Source organism: Streptomyces sp. NPDC096132, assembly GCF_044763345.1.
Classification (GTDB): domain Bacteria; phylum Actinomycetota; class Actinomycetes; order Streptomycetales; family Streptomycetaceae; genus Streptomyces.
Genome location: NZ_JBIWGA010000004.1, coordinates 1 through 14,773, shown reverse-complemented (window position 1 = coordinate 14,773; position 14,773 = coordinate 1). Strand labels below are relative to the sequence as shown.

The window sequence follows — 14,773 nt, the reverse complement described above, 5'->3', positions numbered from 1 at the left end:
CCCCATGACCGCACGCGTAGTCGTCGCGGGCGCCTCGATGGGCGGCCTGCGCGCCGCCGAACAGCTGCGCGCGGCGGGCTGGACCGGCGCGATCACCGTCGTCGGCGACGAACCGCACATGCCCTACAACCGGCCGCCGCTCTCCAAGGAGGTCCTGGCCGGCAAGGCCCCCTTCGAGTCGCTGGCCTTCACCCCGAAGGCGGCCGCCGCCGACGTGGAGTGGAGACTCGGCACGAAGATCGTCGCGGCCCGCCTCGACGAGCGGACCGTCACGCTCGACGACGGTTCGTCGCTGTCGTACGACGGTCTCGTCGTCGCCACCGGAATGCGCCCCCGGCGGCTGCGCTGCCCCGGCCCGCTCGCCGGCCGCCACACGGTCCGCACCCTCGCCGACGCCCACGGCCTGCGGGACGAACTGACCCGGCCGGGCGTCCGGGTGGTCGTGGTGGGCGCCGGGTTCATCGGCTGCGAGGTCGCCGCCACCGCCGTCGGACTCGGCGTCCGCGAGGTGACCGTCGCCGACCCGCTGCCACTGCCCATGGTCGGGCCGCTCGGCGAGCTGCTGGGCCGCGCGCTGCTGAAGCGGCACGAGGACCGCGGGGTGCGCTTCGCGCTCGGCACGTCAGTCGCCGGGTTCGCGGGTGACGAACGGGTGACCGGGGTCGTACTGAGCGACGGCACGGTGCTGCCCGCCGACGTGGTGGTCGAGTCGGTCGGCTCGGTGGCCAACGTGGAGTGGCTGGAGGGCAACGGCCTGGACCTGTCCGACGGTGTGCTCACGTGCGAGCAGCTGCGCGTCGGGGGGCGGCCCGAGGTGGTCGCCGTCGGCGACGTCGCCCGCTTCCCCAACGCCCGCTACGACGGCGTGCCGCGCCGCGTCGAGCACTGGTCCATCCCGACCGACACGGCCAAGCACGCCGCGAAGGCCCTCGTCGCCCATCTCGCCCGTACGGATGCGGAGTTGACTCCCTTCGCGCCCCTGCCCACCTTCTGGAGCAACCAGCACGGGTTCCGGCTCCAGTCCTTCGGGGCGCCCGTCCTCGGCAAGGACGACGTACGGGTCCTGGACGGCGACCCCGAGGGCGACGTCCTGGTCGGCTACCACACCGGCGGCCGGCTCGTCGGTGTCGTCGCGCTCGGCGGCCAGGCCGCCGCGACGGGCGCCGCCCGCTATCGCGCCCAGTTGCTCAAGTCGCCCGCTCTCACCGCGTAAGGAAGCCCGTCATGTCCCCTGTCCGTGGTTACTTCCACCCCAAGACGGCGAGCGGTGCCTCGTCGCTGATTCCGTCGCCGCCGTGGCGGTACTCGGGTGACCTGCTCACCGTCGAGTACCGGACCGATCCGGCGCGGGTGCGTGAACTCCTGCCCGAGCCGCTGGAGCCGGCCGAGGAGGACCCGGGCGCGGTCGCGCTGATCTGGGCCGACTGGCAGTCCTGCTCCGGCTCCGGTGCGGAGCTGCTGGACCCGGTGCTCTCCCAGTACAAGGAGGCGTTCGCGGTCGTCCGGTGCACGTTCCGGGGCCGGACGTACTCGCGGTGCGTGTACATCTGGGTCGACAAGGACTTCGCGATCGCCCGGGGCCTGCACCAGGGGTACCCGAAGAAGCTCGGGTCGATCCACCAGACGCGCCCGCATCCGTACGGGCCCGCTCCGCGGATCGAGGCGGGGGCGCGGTTCGGCGCGACGCTCGCCGCCGCGGACCGGCGGCTCGCCCAGGCCGTGGTGACCCTGCGGGAGCCTTCGGAGACGAACGGGTTCGTCAACGGGCATCCCATGGCCCATCACCGGTGGCTGCCGTCGATCGAGAAGGGCAAGGGGCCGGCGCTGGACGAGCTGATCGAGTCGGGCGCGGCGTCCTTCGAGGGCGGGCAGCCGTGGGTCGGTGATGCCGAGCTGGAGCTGTTCGAGGCGCCGACGGAGGAGTTGGCGCGGCTGGAGATACGGGAGCCGATTGCTGCGTACTACCGGCAGGTCGGGGTGGTTTGGGACGGGGGGCGGCTTCTGGAGTCCGGGACGTCCGAAGCGGGTGCCGAGTGAGGCCGGTGGGCGCCCGCGGGTCCGTTGTGGCTGGTCGCGCCCACGCGGCGGAGCCGCATATCGATACAGCCCCGCGCCCCTAGGTAGGTCAGCTGTCCCCTCGTCCGAAAAGGAAGCCTTCTCATGCCTGACAAGATCACTGTCGGCGGTGTGTCCGTCGACACCCGGCACTGGATCGGTGGTGAACGCGTCGCCTCCGCCGACACCTTCACCGACGTCTCGCCCATCGACGGCACCACGATCGGCGAAATCGCCCGCGGCACGGCCACGGAGGCCGTCGCCGCCGTCGCCGCCGCCAAGGCCGCCTTCCCCGGCTGGGCGGCCACGCCCCGCGCCGAACGCGCCCGCGTCCTGCATGCCGTCGCCGACGGGGTCGAGAAGCGGATCGAAGAGCTGGCGATCGTCGAGACCACCGACAACGGGGCGCTGCTGCGCTCGCACCGGCGGGGTGTGATGCCCCGCGTGGCGCACAACTTCCGGTTCTTCGCGGACTGGCTGCTGAAGCTGGACCACGAGGACTTCGAGACGCGCGGTCACACGAACCATGTCTCGTGGGACCCGGCGGGCCCGAGCGTGCTGATCACGCCGTGGAACGCGCCGCTGATGCTGGCCACCTGGAAGGTCGCCCCGGCGCTGGCGGCGGGCAACACCGTCGTCCTCAAGCCCGCCGAGTGGTCCCCGCTGACCGCCTCCCTCCTCGCCGACATCGCCGCCGAGGCGGGGCTGCCCGCCGGTGTCCTCAATGTCGTCCAGGGATACGGCTCCGAGATCGGCGACGCCCTCACCTCGCACCCGGACGTGCGCCGGATCAGCTTCACCGGGTCCGTGCCGACGGCCAAGCGCATCGCGGAGTCGGCGGCCGGCAACCTCACCCCGCTCAGCCTCGAACTGGGCGGCAAGTCCCCGCTGCTGGTCTTCGCCGACGCCGACCTGGACCTGGCGGTCGACCTCGCGGTGGAGCAGTACGACAACGCCGGGCAGGTCTGCCTCGCGGCCACCCGCTTCCTGGTCGAGGAGTCGGTCGCCGAGGAGTTCACCCGCCGGTTCGTCGAGAAGGCCGGGCGGCTCGTCCAGGGCGACCCGAGGGACGAGGCCACCGACATCGGGCCCAACATCCACCCGCGCCAGCTGGAGAAGATCGACGGGTTCGTGCGGCGGGCGCTCGCGGCAGGGGCGCGCGCGGTCGTCGGCGGGCACCGGGGGGACGGCCAGTACTACGCGCCGACCCTGCTCACCGATGTCGCGCAGGACTCGGAGATCGTGCAGGAGGAGGTCTTCGGACCGGTCCTGACCCTCCAGACCTTCGACACCGAGGAAGAAGCCGTCCGCCTGGCCAACGACACCCGCTTCGGCCTGGCCGCCACCCTCGCCACCGGCGACCCCGAGCGCGCCGAACGCGTCACCGCACAGCTGGTGGCCGGCACGGTCTGGGTCAACTGCTTCTTCGTACGGGACCTGCAGGCGCCCTTCGGCGGCTCCCGCCACTCCGGCGTCGGCCGCGAGGGCGGCACCTGGAGCTTCGACTTCTACTGCGACCTGAAGAACACCGTGACCGCGCCGAACGGATGGAAGAACCATGGGTGAGATCGTCGGGGCGGGACTCCTCGCCCACGTCCCCACCATCGTGCTGCCCGAGGCCGACCGGCTGGAGCTGAACGAGGGCAAGGAGATCACCCTCGTCACCGGACTGCGGCAGCTCCGTGAGGACGTGTTCGAGCGCGACGACTACGACACCGTCGTCGTCCTCGACTCCCACTGGGCCACGACCGTCGAGTTCGTCGTCACCGCCCAGCAGCGCCGGGCCGGGCTGTTCACCTCCGAGGAACTGCCCCGGGGGATGTGCCGGATGCCGTACGACTTCCCGGGCGACCCCGAACTCGCCCGCGCCGTCGAGAGGTTCGCCGACAAGCACGGCACCTGGATCACCGCGATCGACGACGACTACCTGCCGATCTACTACGCCACCACCAACCTCTGGAAGTTCCTGGGGGAGGGGCTGCCGGACAAGCGGTGGGTGACCATCGGCGTCTGCCAGACCGGGGACATGGAGGATCATCTGCGGCTGGGCCGGGCCCTCGCGGACGGTATCGCCGCGACCCCGGGGCGCCGGGTGCTGCTGATCGCCTCGGGCGCCCTCTCGCACACCTTCTGGCCGCTGCGCGAACTGCGCGACCACGAGGCCAGCGATCCGGTGCACATCCGTACGCCCGAGGCCCGGGAGGCCGACCACGAGCGCATCGCCTGGTTCAAGGAGGGGCGCCACGACAAGGTCCTCGACACGATGGACGAGTTCTGGACGTACAAGCCCGAGGCGAAGTTCTTCCACTACCTGATGATGGCCGGTGCCCTCGGCGAGCAGGCCTGTGTGGCGAAGGCCCGGCAGTACGGGGAGTACGAGAACTCCGTCGGCACCGGCCAGGTCCACCTCTGGTTCGACCGGCCCGCCGACGGCTGGACCGGTACCGGCCTGCCCACCCCGCGCACCCCGCACAGCCGCATCTAGGAGCCCTGCCATGGCCGCATCTTCCGAGTACCGCCGTATCCTCCTCGACGGCGCCGCCGTCCAGGTCGCCGTCGACGGGGACGAACTCGTCGCCGGGGACGGCCGCCGCGTCAAGATCGAGGAGGCGCGGCATCTGCCCCCGGTCGTCCCGTCCAAGGTGATCGCCGTCCACCTCAACCACCGAAGCCGCGTGGACGAGTTCCGGATCGACCTCCCCGACACTCCGACCTACTTCCACAAGCCGACCTCCTCCCTCAACTCCCACAAGGGCGCGATCGTCCGCCCCGAGGGCTGCAAGTGGCTCAACTACGAGGGCGAGGTCGCCATCGTCATCGGCAGGACCGCACGGAACGTCTCCCCCGAGGAGGCGGGGGAGTACATCGCCGGTTACACCGTCGCCAACGACTACGGGCTGCACGACTTCCGTGACACCGACGCCGGTTCGATGCTCCGTGTGAAGGGCTCCGACACCCTGTGTCCGCTCGGCCCCGGCCTGGTCACGGACTGGGACTTCCGCGGCAAGAGCCTGCGCACCTACGTCAACGGCGAGGTCGTCCAGGACGGTTCGACCGACGAGATGAAGTGGGACATGCACTACCTCGTCGCCGACATCGCCCGCACCATCACCCTGTACCCGGGGGACGTGCTGCTGTCCGGCACCCCGGCCAACTCCCGGCCCGTCCAGCCCGGTGACGTGGTCGAGGTCGAGGTCGAGGGCCTCGGCCGGCTCACCAACCACATCGTCACCGGCCCCACTCCGGTCCGCACCGACGTCGGCGCCCAGCCCACCGAGTCCGAGGAGGTCCTCTCCACCGCGCTCGGCGGCGACTGGGAGTTCCGCGGCATCCGCCCGCCCCGGCGCTGACCTCCCTCTTCCCCAAGACGGCGCCGCACCGGGCGCGACCCAGGAGGTCGCCCGGTGCGGCGCTTTCGTTTCCTGGGGCGAGCCTCAGCCCTTCGGCCGCCGGCCGCTGCGGCGCGGCGCCGGCTCGGCACCGTCGAGCAGGGTCAGACGGCGTTCCTCACCGTGCTCCTCGACCTGTCGTACGACCTGCCGCAGCCCCTCCGCGACACTGCGGCACTCCTCGTCGGTGAGCCGTGAGGCGACGAACGCCTCCTCCTGGTTGAACTGCGGGAACAGCCTCTGCATCAGCGCCTCGCCCTCGTCGGTGAGGCTCAGCAGCACGAGCCTGCCGTCCGAGGGGTGACCGGCCCGCCGGAGCAGCCCCCGGCCCTCCAGCGTCCGCGAGACCCCGGTGAGCGTGCCCTTGGAGATCCCCGCCTCCTCCGCGACGTGCCGGGTCTCCGACTCGCCCCAGACCCACACCACCCACAGCACGACGAACGCCGTCCAGGTCAGGTCGGCGCCGCGCAGCACGGAGTTCTCCAGATGCTGCCGGACGGACGACGCGGCGCGGTAGATGTTGGCGACCACCGCCATCTGCTCGCGGTGGATCGGTATGCCACCGAGCTTCGCCGCTGCCAGCTTCTCCGCTTCGGTGATGGACCGGTGGCCGGGCACAGGCACGCTCCTTCGATCGTTCGGAGTCAAATTATACGAAGGTGTCAGGCCATGGTCAGGGCCAGGCGCTCACTGATCTCGCCCGCCGTGGCGCGCACCTTCTGGGCGAGTTCCGCCTCCGCCTCCGGGTACACCCGGGAGGCCAGGGCGGCCACGCTGACCGCCGCCGTGATCCGGCCGTCCGGCTCCTCGACGGGGGCGGCGATGCCCACGACGTCCGGGTCGAGTTCCCCCCGGGTGACCGAGTAGCCGAGGCGCCGGATCCGGCCGAGGCGCTCCATCAGGGCGTCGACGTCCGTGAGGGTGGCCGGGGTGAAGCGGCGCAGTTCCGTCGTCTCCAGCAGTCGGCGCGCCTCGTCCTCGGGGCTCCAGGCGAGCAGGACCAGGGCGGAGGCGCCGGCGTTGAGGGGCAGGGTGCTGCCCCGCTCGTAGGAGATGCGTACGGCGCGGGTGCCGCTCTCCGCGCGGTCGACGCACACCACCAGATCACCGGTGCGGCGGGTGAGCAGGACGGTCTCCTGCACCTCCTCCGCGAGGTCCCGCATCGACGGCAGCGCGACCTCGGACAGGCCGTAGCTGCGGCGGGCCAGCCGGGCGATCTCCAGGACCCGCAGGCCGAGCCGGAACCCGCCGCCGGGAGCCTCCTCGAGGAAGCGGCCGGCGACGAGGCTCTGCAGGTAGCGGTACGCGGTGGAGCGCGCGACGCCGAGCCGCTCCGCCACGGCCGTACCGGAGACGACGAGGCGGGTGTCGTCGAACATGGTCAGGATGTCCAGGGCCCGGTCGGCCGTGGAGTTGCGCTCGCGGTAGCTGGGGGACGATGTTCCTGACATGCCGGACACTGTAACCGGTCAGGGGCGGTCCTGGACGAGGGTGTCGCGCAGTTCCCCGACCGCCGGTGTTCCCCGTGCTGTCTCCTTTTCGAGGATGGTCGAGCTGATATTCAGGAGCCTCGTTCGCGAGACCGGCAACAGGGGGCGCGCTCGCCGTCGCCAACGCCGGGGCCGCTCGTCGCCCCGGCGGGCAGCCACCGCGAGTCGGGACGGGGCCAGGCCCCGGCCGGGTACGGCGATCACCCGTGCGAGCGGAACTCGCCACGTGGGAGCGGGTCTCCCGGGGGATGGACTTCGACACGCGGTGAGTGACGCGAAAACCAGTGGAGCGGCGCCGTTGCGCGCCATTAGCGTGCTGCCGACCTGAGTCGTCCAGGCAAGGACATGCCGTTGTACACCCTGTGAGACCTCCCGAGCGCTGATCTGTCGCGCGTCGCGCATGTGCGCCGCGCTGCTTCTTGCTGCGGACTTCTCACTGAAACCGGTGTACTTCTGTGCTCAACAACTGGGTGGTCATGCCCACCTGCCTGCCGCTCGTTTCCCGCCGTTGCCACTCCTGCGCGTCCGAACGGTCCCGGGCAAGCGGCAAATTCCGTGTCAACGCCAACCACAAGCTCATCGACGCCTGGCTCCTCGTGCTCTGTACCGCGTGCGGGGAGACCGCCAAGCTCGCGCTCCTGGAGCGGGTGCATGTGCGCTCCGTACGACCCGAGCTGCTGGACCGGCTGCATGACAACGACCCCGGCCTGACGGCCGAGTTGCTCCAGGATCCGGTCGTGCGGCGCCGTAATCGCATCGCCCTCGACTGGGACGGCGCCTGGCGCATCGACACCGGCGGATCGGATCACCTGGACCGCGAGGTGATCGACGTCTCGGTCCGCTTCGCGGCGCGGATCCCCGTCCGGCCGGTGCGGCTGATCGCTGAAGGGTGCGGTCTGTCGCGGGCCGAGGTCGAAAGACTGCTCACGGAGGGCAAGCTCGTCTCGGCAGTCCGGCTGAGCGGCAGGCTCTCCGGCGACTTCACCTTCACGCTCAAGCGCTGAGCCGTTCCGGGACCAGGGGCCTGTCCGGCGGGATCCGTCGGACAGGCCCTACGGCCGTGCCCCGTCGGGCGGTGCGGAAGCCGCCCGGAGGAGGGCGGCCCGGCAGGCCAGGACGGCGGGGTGGCGGCTGCGGCCGCGGCGGACGACGGTGAGGACGCGGCGGGTGCGCCGGCCTCGGGGGAGCTGCCGCAGCGCGACGGTGGGGGGCTGCCCGCTCCAGACGAGATCGGACAGGAAGGCGGCGGCGTGGCCCTGCTGCACCAGACGGAGGTGGAGCAGGAGGTCAGGTCGGTGGTCCCGACCTTACGTCGGGTTCGAAGCCGGCACCGCGGCACAGGGCAATGGCCCAGTGCCGGGCGGTCGTTCCTTCGGGTTCCATCGCCCAGGGGTGGTCGGCGAGCGAGCGCAGCGCCGCCATCGGGCCGTCCGCCGAGGGCACGGCCGCGAACCCGCACCGGGCGAAGGCGCCCTGACCCACGTCGGGACCGCACACGGTGTCCTCCGGCACGGCCGCCACGCCACCCACCCGTTCACGACAGCCTCCGGGAGAGGCCATGACGAACCCCGACAAGATCACCGTCAACGGCGACCGACTGTGGAGGTCCACCACGGAGGCCGGCTCCTCATGCCTCCCGCGTCGCGAGGACCGGCTGCTCGGCCGAGCCCCGGACGATCAGCCGGGTCGGCACGGTGAGGGTGCGGGCGCGGGAGCGGTCGCCGTCCAGGCGGGTCAGGGCGGTGGCCGCCGCCGCTCTGCCGATCTCCTCGGGGTCCTGGGCGACGACGGTCAGGGCCGGTTCGAGCGCCTCGGCCAGCGAGACGTCGTCGAAGGCGACGACGGCCACGTGCTTGCGCCTGCTGCGGGCCAGCTCGGCCACTATGCCCAGCGCCATGATGTTGTTGCCGGCGAACAGGGCCGTCGGGGGATCGGCCAGGTCGAGGAGCTGGGCGGTCGCGGCCTCGGCCCCGTGCTGGTCGTGGGCGTTGGCGACCAGTGAGCGGTCGTAGGGGAGGTCGGCCTCCTGGAGCGCCGAGCGATAGCCCGCCAGACGCTCGCGGCGCGTGTACAGCTTCACGGGCAGGTCACCGACGAAGCCGATGCGCCGATGCCCGTGGGCGATCAGATGGGCGACGCCGTCGTGGGCGCCCGCGCGGTTGGAGCTCACGATGCTGTCCGTGGCGAGGCCGACTCCCGGCCGGTCGAGGAAGATGACGGGAAGTCCCGCCGTACGGTGGGACTTGAGATGGGAGTGGTCGGCGCCGACCGACGGCACGACGATCAGGATGCTGACGCGGCGGGCCAGGAACTTGTCCGTCAGGGCGCGTTCGCGGTCGGGATCGTCCGCGGAGGAGCCCATGAGCAGGGTCAGGCCACGGTCGCGGACGGTGTCCTCGATGCTCCGGGCCACGGCTCCGAAGAAGGGGTTGGCGAGGTCGGGGATGACCAGTCCGACGGTGGTGTCGGGTCCGCCGACGCGGATGTTGCGGGCCATGAGGTTCGGCTGGAAGCCGAGCTTGGCCACCGCGGCGAGCACTTGTTCCCTGGTCCGGGCCGAGGCGGGCCCGTCCTCGTTGAGGACGCGGGAGACCGTCTTGGCGCTGACTCCGACTTCTCGGGCGACGTCGGCCAGGGTGGGGCGGCGGTTCGCTGCCATGGAGGAAGCGTCTCCTGTGGGCCCTCGGTCCCGGCCGCGGCCTCGGCCGGACACACGAGAGCTGGTTGTGCTGTCAGGTGGCCTGGACTCCGGCGGCCTTCGCCGCCTCGGAATCCGCAACGACAGTATCTCCGGCCGCGTCGACGGTGAGCGCGCCGGTCATGATGGCGACGACCTCCGCCATGGAGTAGTCGGAAGGCTTGATCACCGCGGCGCGCCGGCCGAGGCGATGGACGTGGATCCGGTCGGCGATCTCGAAGACATGCGGCATGTTGTGGCTGATCAGGACGACCGGCATGCCCTTGTCCCGGACGCGGCGGATGAGGTCCAGCACCTGGCCGGACTCCTTGACGCCGAGAGCGGCGGTGGGTTCGTCCATGACGACGACGCTGCGGGCCCAGGCGACGGCGCGGGCGACCGCGACGGCCTGCCGCTGTCCGCCGGAGAGCGTCTCCACCGACTGGGTCAGCGAACGCAGCCCGATCTTCAGGTCGGCCATGTGCTCGGCGGCCTCCTGACGCATCCGCTTCTTGTCGAGCATCCGGAACGCGCTGCCCAGGATGCCGGGCCGGCGCAGTTCGCGCCCGAGGAACACGTTCGACGCGATGTCCATCGAGGCGGCCACGGCGAGGTCCTGATACACCGTCTCGATGCCGTGGGCGCGGGCGCTCTGCGGGCCGGAGAAGGTGATGGGCTCGCCGCCCAGGCGGATCTCGCCCGCGTCGGGCACCAGCGCGCCGGTGAGGGCCTTGATCAGGCTGGTCTTGCCGGCGCCGTTGTCGCCGATGACGGCGAGGACCTCACCGGGCAGCAGGTCGAAGTCGGCGCCGTCGATGGCGGTGACATGGCCGTAGCGCTTGACCAGACCGCGGGCCTGCAGCACGGGCGTGGGGGAGGACGTGGCGGTCATCGGGCCTTCTTCCGGGAGATCTGGTCGACGGTCACCGCGAGGATCACCAGCACGCCGGTGATCAGGGTCTGGTAGATGGAGGCGACGCCCATCAGCTGCAGGCCGTTGCGGAACACACCGACGATGAGCACACCGATGAAGGTGCCCAGGACCGAGCCGCGTCCGCCGAAGAGGCTGGTGCCGCCGAGGACCACGGCGGTGATGCTGTCGAGGTTGTCGGTCTGGCCGGCCTGCGGGTCGCCCACTCCGGTGCGGGAGATGAGCAGCAGGGCGGCGATGCCGTACAGCAGACCCGCCACGGTGTAGATGCCGATGGTCAGCCGGGAGGTGCGGATGCCGTTGAGCCGTGCCGCCTCCTGGCTGTTGCCCAGCGCGTAGACGTGCCGGCCCCAGCCGGTGTTGCTCAGCGCGTAGGCGAGGAGGAGGAACAGGGCGATGGTGACCAGGGAGCCGTAGGTGATGTCGGTGTGGCCGAGCGGGAAGGTCTCGCCGAGGGCCGTAAGAGAACCCGGCAGGTTGGTGACCGTCTGTTCCTCGGAGTAGATGTGCGTCAGGGCGAACGCCACGTTGAGCATGCCGAGGGTGACGATGAACGGCGGCAGCGGGATCTTCTGCACCAGCAGCCCGTTGAGCAGTCCGAACCCGCCGCAGACGGCCATGCCCAGGGCGATGGCGGCGAGCGGCGGCAGGGAGCCCTCGGCGGCCATCTTGGCGATCATGATGCTGCCGAAGGCCATCACGGCACCGCACGACAGGTCGATGCCCGCGGTGAGGATGATCAGGGTCTGGCCGATGGCGAGGGTGCCGACGACCATCACCTGCTGCACGATCAGCGAGAAGTTGCCGCCGGTGAGGAACTGGTCGGTGGAGAGGGAGAAGAAGGCGCAGGCCAGGAGGAGGGCGACCAGCGGGCCGGTGGTCGGCGCCGTGAGCAGTCTGCGGGCCGTGGTCGGTGCTTTGAGCTCGGCGTACGGCGTGGTCGTGGCTGTCATGCGAAGTCCTTGTCGGAAGACAGATGTCCTTGTCGGTGCCTGCCGGAGGCCAGGGGGACGAGGAGACGAGGGGGCGGCCGTCCCGAGGTCGGGGAGGAGGGGGCCGGCCGCCCCGCTGAGGGGGAGTTACGGATCGGGCGGGCGGCTCAGCCCCAGCAGTTCTCCAGGCCGAAGGCGGTGTCCTTGGACGTGACCCCGTCCTGCGGCTTGTCGGTGATCAGGGTGACGCCGGTGTCGGTGTAACCGGAGGCCTTCTTGCCGTCCTTGGCGTACGTCACGACGGCCTTGACGCCCTCGGCGGCCATCTTCAGCGGGTACTGCTGCGAGGTCGCGGCGATCTTGCCGTCCTTGACGGCCTGGGTGCCGGTGCAGCCGCCGTCGACGGAGACGATCAGTACGTCGTTCTCGCGCCCCTTGGCCTTCAGGGCGGTGTACGCGCCCAGGGCGGCCGGCTCGTTGATGGTGTAGACGAGGTTGATGTCGGGGTTCTTCTGGAGGCAGTTCTCCATGGCGGTCTGGCCCTTGGCCTGGTCGCCGCCGGTGTCCTGGGCACACAGGACGTCCTTGTCGGTGGCGCCGAAGCCCTTGAGGAAACCGCTGTGCCGCTGGACGCCGACCGAGACGCCGGGGGCCAGGTCGAGGGTGGCTATCTTCGCGGTCTTGCCCGCCATCGCGGCCTTGGCGTACTCGCCGATCAGCTCGCCGGCCGTGACGTTGTTCGTGGCGAAGAGGGCGTCGACCGCGCTCTCCGGCTCGGTCGGGGTGTCCAGGGCGATGACCAGGACGCCCTTCGCCTTCGCCTTCTCGATCGCGGGCACGATGGCCTTGGAGTCGCTGGGGGTGATCAGGATGCCCTTCACGCCGGAGGCGACCATGTTCTCGATGGCCGTGACCTGACCGGCGTTGTCGCCGTCGAACTTGCCCGCGGCGCTGACCAGTTGGGCGCCGTTCTCCTTGGCGGCCTTCTCCGCGCCCTCCTTCATCTTCACGAAGAACGGGTTGGTGTCGGTCTTGGTGATCAGGCCGACCTTGACGGTGCCCGAGCCGGAGCTCGAGGAGCTCGATCCGGAGCCGGACCCGCAGGCCGTCAGCGTGAGCGCCGCGACGCCCGTGACCGCGGCTGCTCTGAGGAGGGAGGAGGAGAGGCGAGTGGTGCGAGACATGATCGACTCCTGTGGGATAGCGGGCCGCAGGGTGGGGATCAGAGCATGCGACCCAGTGTCATCGTTGACTTATGTCATCGTTGACACGGCCTGGCGAGGATGATGGACTCCGCTTCCCGGAAACGTCAATGCCTTGTACTCGTCACAAATCGGCAAACGTCCGCGGCCGCCGCTCCGCCGGGGCCGACCCGCGGCCGCTGCGCACATCACCCGGTCCGTGGCCGTACGTCCGCCAGAGAAGAGCAGCCCATGAGCCCGCGTCAGATCACCGTCCTGGGGGAGTGCGTCGCGGACGCGTTCACCGAAGCCGCGAGCACCTCGACCGAACTCGCCCTGCGTGTCCTGCCGGGCGGCGGACCCGCGAACACGGCGGTGTCCCTGGCCCGCCTCGGCACCCCCGCGCGTTTCCTCGCGCGCCTGTCCGGCGACGTGTTCGGCCGGCTGTTCCGCGCCCATCTGGAGGAGTCGGGGGTGGACCTGTCGGACGCCGTCCGGGCCGCCGAGCCCAGCACGCTCGCCGTGGCCGAGCTGGACGCCCGGGGACAGGCCGCGTTCTCCTTCCACGCCCAGAACACGGCCGACTGGCAGTGGACGGCACAGGAGCTCGACCGGGTCGACCTGTCCGCGACCGCCTGCCTGCACACCGGATCCCTGGCCCTGGTCCAGGCACCCGGAGCGGCGGCGGTGGAGGACTTCCTCGCCTCGGCCGCCCCCCGCACGACCATCAGCATCGACCCCAACGTCCGGCCGCTCCTGGTGCGTCCCGACGTCTACCGCGCCCGGCTGGCCCACTGGTGCGGCCTCGCCGACGTGCTGCGGCTCAGCGAGGACGACCTGGAACTCCTCCTGCCGGGCACCCCGCCCGAGCGGGCCTGCGACATCTGGCACGCGGCCGGCGCGCGGCTCGTGGTGATCACACGCGGTGCCGACGGCGCCCTGGCCTCGCTCGACGGTGAGCGGGTCCGGGTCCCCGCCGTTCCGACCGCCGTCGTCGACACCGTCGGGGCGGGCGACTCCTTCACCGCCGGACTGCTGCACCATCTCGACGCCCGCGGTCTCCTCGGCGGCCGGCTGACGGAACTCCGCCTCGACGACGTCGCCGAAGCCTGCCGGTTCGCCGCCCGTGTCGCGGCCCTGACCTGCTCCGTCGCCGGTCCCAACCCGCCGTGGCGGAGCCGGTTGGAGCAGCTCGCGACGGCCGGCGGAGCCTGACGGACGGGCGGCGGTGGAGGCCGACGGGCGGCGGCCGGTGTCGGGGCGATCGCGCCCGGACCGTTGACGCGTCGGCCGCACTGCGCTCATCATCGGGCCACCCGCTCGATGTCAACGATGACACAAGTCGAGGACGACACCCTGGTCGCCCGGCCACGGAGGACACGACACATGCACAAGACCCTGCTCGCCGAGTTCACCGCTCGCGAGGGCGCTCAGGACGAGGTCGCCCGGCTGATCCTGGAGTACGCGAAGAAGGTGCGCGAGGAGGAGGGCAATCTCGCCTTCGAGGTCTACACGAAGCAGGCCGCCCCCCGCGCCTACTGGATCTTCGAGGTGTACCGGGACGAGGACGCCTTCCGGGCACACCTGCGGGCCCCGTACGGCGGCCCGTTCAACGCCTCGCTCGCCCCGCTGATCGAGGAGGACGCCTCGGTGCTGACGTTCCTCGATCCGGTGACGTGACCGGCACGGTGAGGGCATGAGCCTTCAGCGCCGCGCACCCCTCCCCGGCGGCTGAAACCGGACTGAAGCCGTTCTGAACCGTCGCGGGCGCACGCTCTGCGGCATGACGACGACGCATGACGAACTCGCCATCGCAGCCACCGGGTTGCGCAAGGCGTACGGGGACAGGACCGTCCTCGACGGCATCGACATCCAGGTGGCCGCCGGCACGATCTTCTCGCTGCTCGGGCCGAACGGCGCCGGCAAGACCACGGTGGTCGACATCCTGTCCACCCTGATCTGCGCCGACGGCGGACAGGCGCTGATCGCGGGGCACGACCTCACCGCCGAGGCCCAGGCGGTACGCGCCGCGATCGGTGTCACCGGCCAGTTCTCGGCCGTGGACGGTCTGATCACCGGGGAGGAGAACATGCTCCTCATGGCGGACCTGCACCACCT

General features: G+C 71.2%; 17 protein-coding genes. 9 read left to right on the top strand and 8 right to left on the bottom strand.

What is annotated here, in order from left to right; all coding sequences use genetic code 11:
- Positions 1-4: 4 nt before the first annotated feature.
- From ACIRF9_RS10775 to ACIRF9_RS10755, 5 genes are all read left to right on the top strand, one after another.
- A complete protein-coding gene (locus ACIRF9_RS10775) occupies positions 5-1,213 on the top strand; it encodes an NAD(P)/FAD-dependent oxidoreductase (protein WP_403819091.1) in 1,209 nt (402 codons plus the stop codon).
- A gap of 11 nt (positions 1,214-1,224) precedes the next feature.
- The gene (locus ACIRF9_RS10770) at positions 1,225-2,037 is read left to right on the top strand and encodes an acetoacetate decarboxylase family protein (protein WP_403819090.1); all 813 of its coding nucleotides are present in this window, start codon (positions 1,225-1,227) and stop codon (positions 2,035-2,037) included.
- Between the two features lie 123 nt (positions 2,038-2,160).
- Positions 2,161-3,621, top strand: coding sequence for an aldehyde dehydrogenase (locus tag ACIRF9_RS10765; protein ID WP_403819088.1), 1,461 nt, complete (start codon positions 2,161-2,163; stop codon positions 3,619-3,621).
- The gene (locus ACIRF9_RS10760; protein ID WP_403819086.1) at positions 3,614-4,540 is read left to right on the top strand and encodes a 3,4-dihydroxyphenylacetate 2,3-dioxygenase; all 927 of its coding nucleotides are present in this window, start codon (positions 3,614-3,616) and stop codon (positions 4,538-4,540) included. The genes ACIRF9_RS10765 and ACIRF9_RS10760 overlap by 8 nt, the downstream gene beginning before the upstream one ends.
- Before the next feature lie 10 nt (positions 4,541-4,550).
- Entirely contained in the window at positions 4,551-5,405 is an 855-nt protein-coding gene (locus ACIRF9_RS10755) for a fumarylacetoacetate hydrolase family protein (protein ID WP_403819084.1), read from the top strand.
- Positions 5,406-5,489: 84 nt separating this feature from the next.
- Here the strand turns inward: ACIRF9_RS10755 and ACIRF9_RS10750 are convergent, their stop codons facing one another.
- Complete coding sequence (locus ACIRF9_RS10750; protein ID WP_403819082.1) at positions 5,490-6,062, bottom strand: MarR family winged helix-turn-helix transcriptional regulator; 573 nt, start codon at positions 6,060-6,062, stop codon at positions 5,490-5,492.
- Between the two features lie 44 nt (positions 6,063-6,106).
- A complete protein-coding gene (locus tag ACIRF9_RS10745; protein WP_403819080.1) occupies positions 6,107-6,895 on the bottom strand; it encodes an IclR family transcriptional regulator in 789 nt (262 codons plus the stop codon).
- A 494-nt stretch (positions 6,896-7,389) separates the two neighbouring features.
- On the opposite strand from ACIRF9_RS10745, the gene ACIRF9_RS10740 reads away from it, so the two are divergent.
- On the top strand, positions 7,390-7,938 hold the full coding sequence (locus ACIRF9_RS10740) for a DUF1062 domain-containing protein (protein WP_403819078.1): 549 nt from the start codon (positions 7,390-7,392) through the stop codon (positions 7,936-7,938).
- A 48-nt stretch (positions 7,939-7,986) separates the two neighbouring features.
- On the opposite strand, the gene ACIRF9_RS10735 is transcribed toward ACIRF9_RS10740, so the two are convergent.
- The 6 genes from ACIRF9_RS10735 to ACIRF9_RS10710 form a co-directional block, all read right to left on the bottom strand.
- On the bottom strand, positions 7,987-8,199 hold the full coding sequence (locus tag ACIRF9_RS10735; RefSeq protein WP_403819076.1) for a hypothetical protein: 213 nt from the start codon (positions 8,197-8,199) through the stop codon (positions 7,987-7,989).
- 22 nt (positions 8,200-8,221) lie between these two features.
- Positions 8,222-8,455: a hypothetical protein gene (locus tag ACIRF9_RS10730; protein WP_403819074.1), complete on the bottom strand. Its 234-nt coding sequence runs from the start codon at positions 8,453-8,455 to the stop codon at positions 8,222-8,224.
- Positions 8,456-8,561: 106 nt separating this feature from the next.
- Complete coding sequence (locus ACIRF9_RS10725) at positions 8,562-9,593, bottom strand: LacI family DNA-binding transcriptional regulator (protein WP_403819072.1); 1,032 nt, start codon at positions 9,591-9,593, stop codon at positions 8,562-8,564.
- A 73-nt stretch (positions 9,594-9,666) separates the two neighbouring features.
- Positions 9,667-10,503 (bottom strand): ATP-binding cassette domain-containing protein, encoded by an 837-nt coding sequence (locus tag ACIRF9_RS10720; RefSeq protein ID WP_403819070.1) that lies wholly within the window; start codon positions 10,501-10,503, stop codon positions 9,667-9,669.
- On the bottom strand, positions 10,500-11,495 hold the full coding sequence (locus tag ACIRF9_RS10715; protein WP_403819068.1) for an ABC transporter permease: 996 nt from the start codon (positions 11,493-11,495) through the stop codon (positions 10,500-10,502). The genes ACIRF9_RS10720 and ACIRF9_RS10715 overlap by 4 nt, the downstream gene beginning before the upstream one ends.
- Before the next feature lie 146 nt (positions 11,496-11,641).
- Positions 11,642-12,658 carry a sugar ABC transporter substrate-binding protein gene (locus ACIRF9_RS10710; protein WP_403819066.1) on the bottom strand — a complete coding sequence of 339 codons (1,017 nt, stop codon included), beginning with the start codon at positions 12,656-12,658 and terminating at the stop codon, positions 11,642-11,644.
- Positions 12,659-12,907: 249 nt separating this feature from the next.
- Between ACIRF9_RS10710 and ACIRF9_RS10705 the strand changes: the two genes are divergently transcribed.
- The 3 genes from ACIRF9_RS10705 to ACIRF9_RS10695 all read left to right on the top strand — a co-directional run.
- The gene (locus ACIRF9_RS10705) at positions 12,908-13,870 is read left to right on the top strand and encodes a carbohydrate kinase (RefSeq protein WP_403819064.1); all 963 of its coding nucleotides are present in this window, start codon (positions 12,908-12,910) and stop codon (positions 13,868-13,870) included.
- Positions 13,871-14,041: 171 nt separating this feature from the next.
- A complete protein-coding gene (locus ACIRF9_RS10700; protein WP_403819062.1) occupies positions 14,042-14,335 on the top strand; it encodes a putative quinol monooxygenase in 294 nt (97 codons plus the stop codon).
- Between the two features lie 103 nt (positions 14,336-14,438).
- On the top strand, positions 14,439-14,773 hold a 335-nt coding region (locus tag ACIRF9_RS10695), incomplete at its 3' end, for an ATP-binding cassette domain-containing protein (protein WP_403819060.1).

Excerpts from the sequence above, each read along its gene's own strand:
- ACIRF9_RS10775 (WP_403819091.1), top strand. The coding sequence starts at position 5 with ATGACCGCACGCGTAGTCGTCGCGGGCGCCTCGATGGGCGGCCTGCGC.
- ACIRF9_RS10770 (WP_403819090.1), top strand. The coding sequence starts at position 1,225 with ATGTCCCCTGTCCGTGGTTACTTCCACCCCAAGACGGCGAGCGGTGCC.
- ACIRF9_RS10765 (WP_403819088.1), top strand. The coding sequence starts at position 2,161 with ATGCCTGACAAGATCACTGTCGGCGGTGTGTCCGTCGACACCCGGCAC.
- ACIRF9_RS10760 (WP_403819086.1), top strand. The coding sequence starts at position 3,614 with ATGGGTGAGATCGTCGGGGCGGGACTCCTCGCCCACGTCCCCACCATC.
- ACIRF9_RS10755 (WP_403819084.1), top strand. The coding sequence starts at position 4,551 with ATGGCCGCATCTTCCGAGTACCGCCGTATCCTCCTCGACGGCGCCGCC.
- ACIRF9_RS10745 (WP_403819080.1), bottom strand. The coding sequence starts at position 6,895 with ATGTCAGGAACATCGTCCCCCAGCTACCGCGAGCGCAACTCCACGGCC.
- ACIRF9_RS10725 (WP_403819072.1), bottom strand. The coding sequence starts at position 9,593 with ATGGCAGCGAACCGCCGCCCCACCCTGGCCGACGTCGCCCGAGAAGTC.
- ACIRF9_RS10720 (WP_403819070.1), bottom strand. The coding sequence starts at position 10,503 with ATGACCGCCACGTCCTCCCCCACGCCCGTGCTGCAGGCCCGCGGTCTG.
- ACIRF9_RS10715 (WP_403819068.1), bottom strand. The coding sequence starts at position 11,495 with ATGACAGCCACGACCACGCCGTACGCCGAGCTCAAAGCACCGACCACG.
- ACIRF9_RS10710 (WP_403819066.1), bottom strand. The coding sequence starts at position 12,658 with ATGTCTCGCACCACTCGCCTCTCCTCCTCCCTCCTCAGAGCAGCCGCG.
- ACIRF9_RS10705 (WP_403819064.1), top strand. The coding sequence starts at position 12,908 with ATGAGCCCGCGTCAGATCACCGTCCTGGGGGAGTGCGTCGCGGACGCG.
- ACIRF9_RS10700 (WP_403819062.1), top strand. The coding sequence starts at position 14,042 with ATGCACAAGACCCTGCTCGCCGAGTTCACCGCTCGCGAGGGCGCTCAG.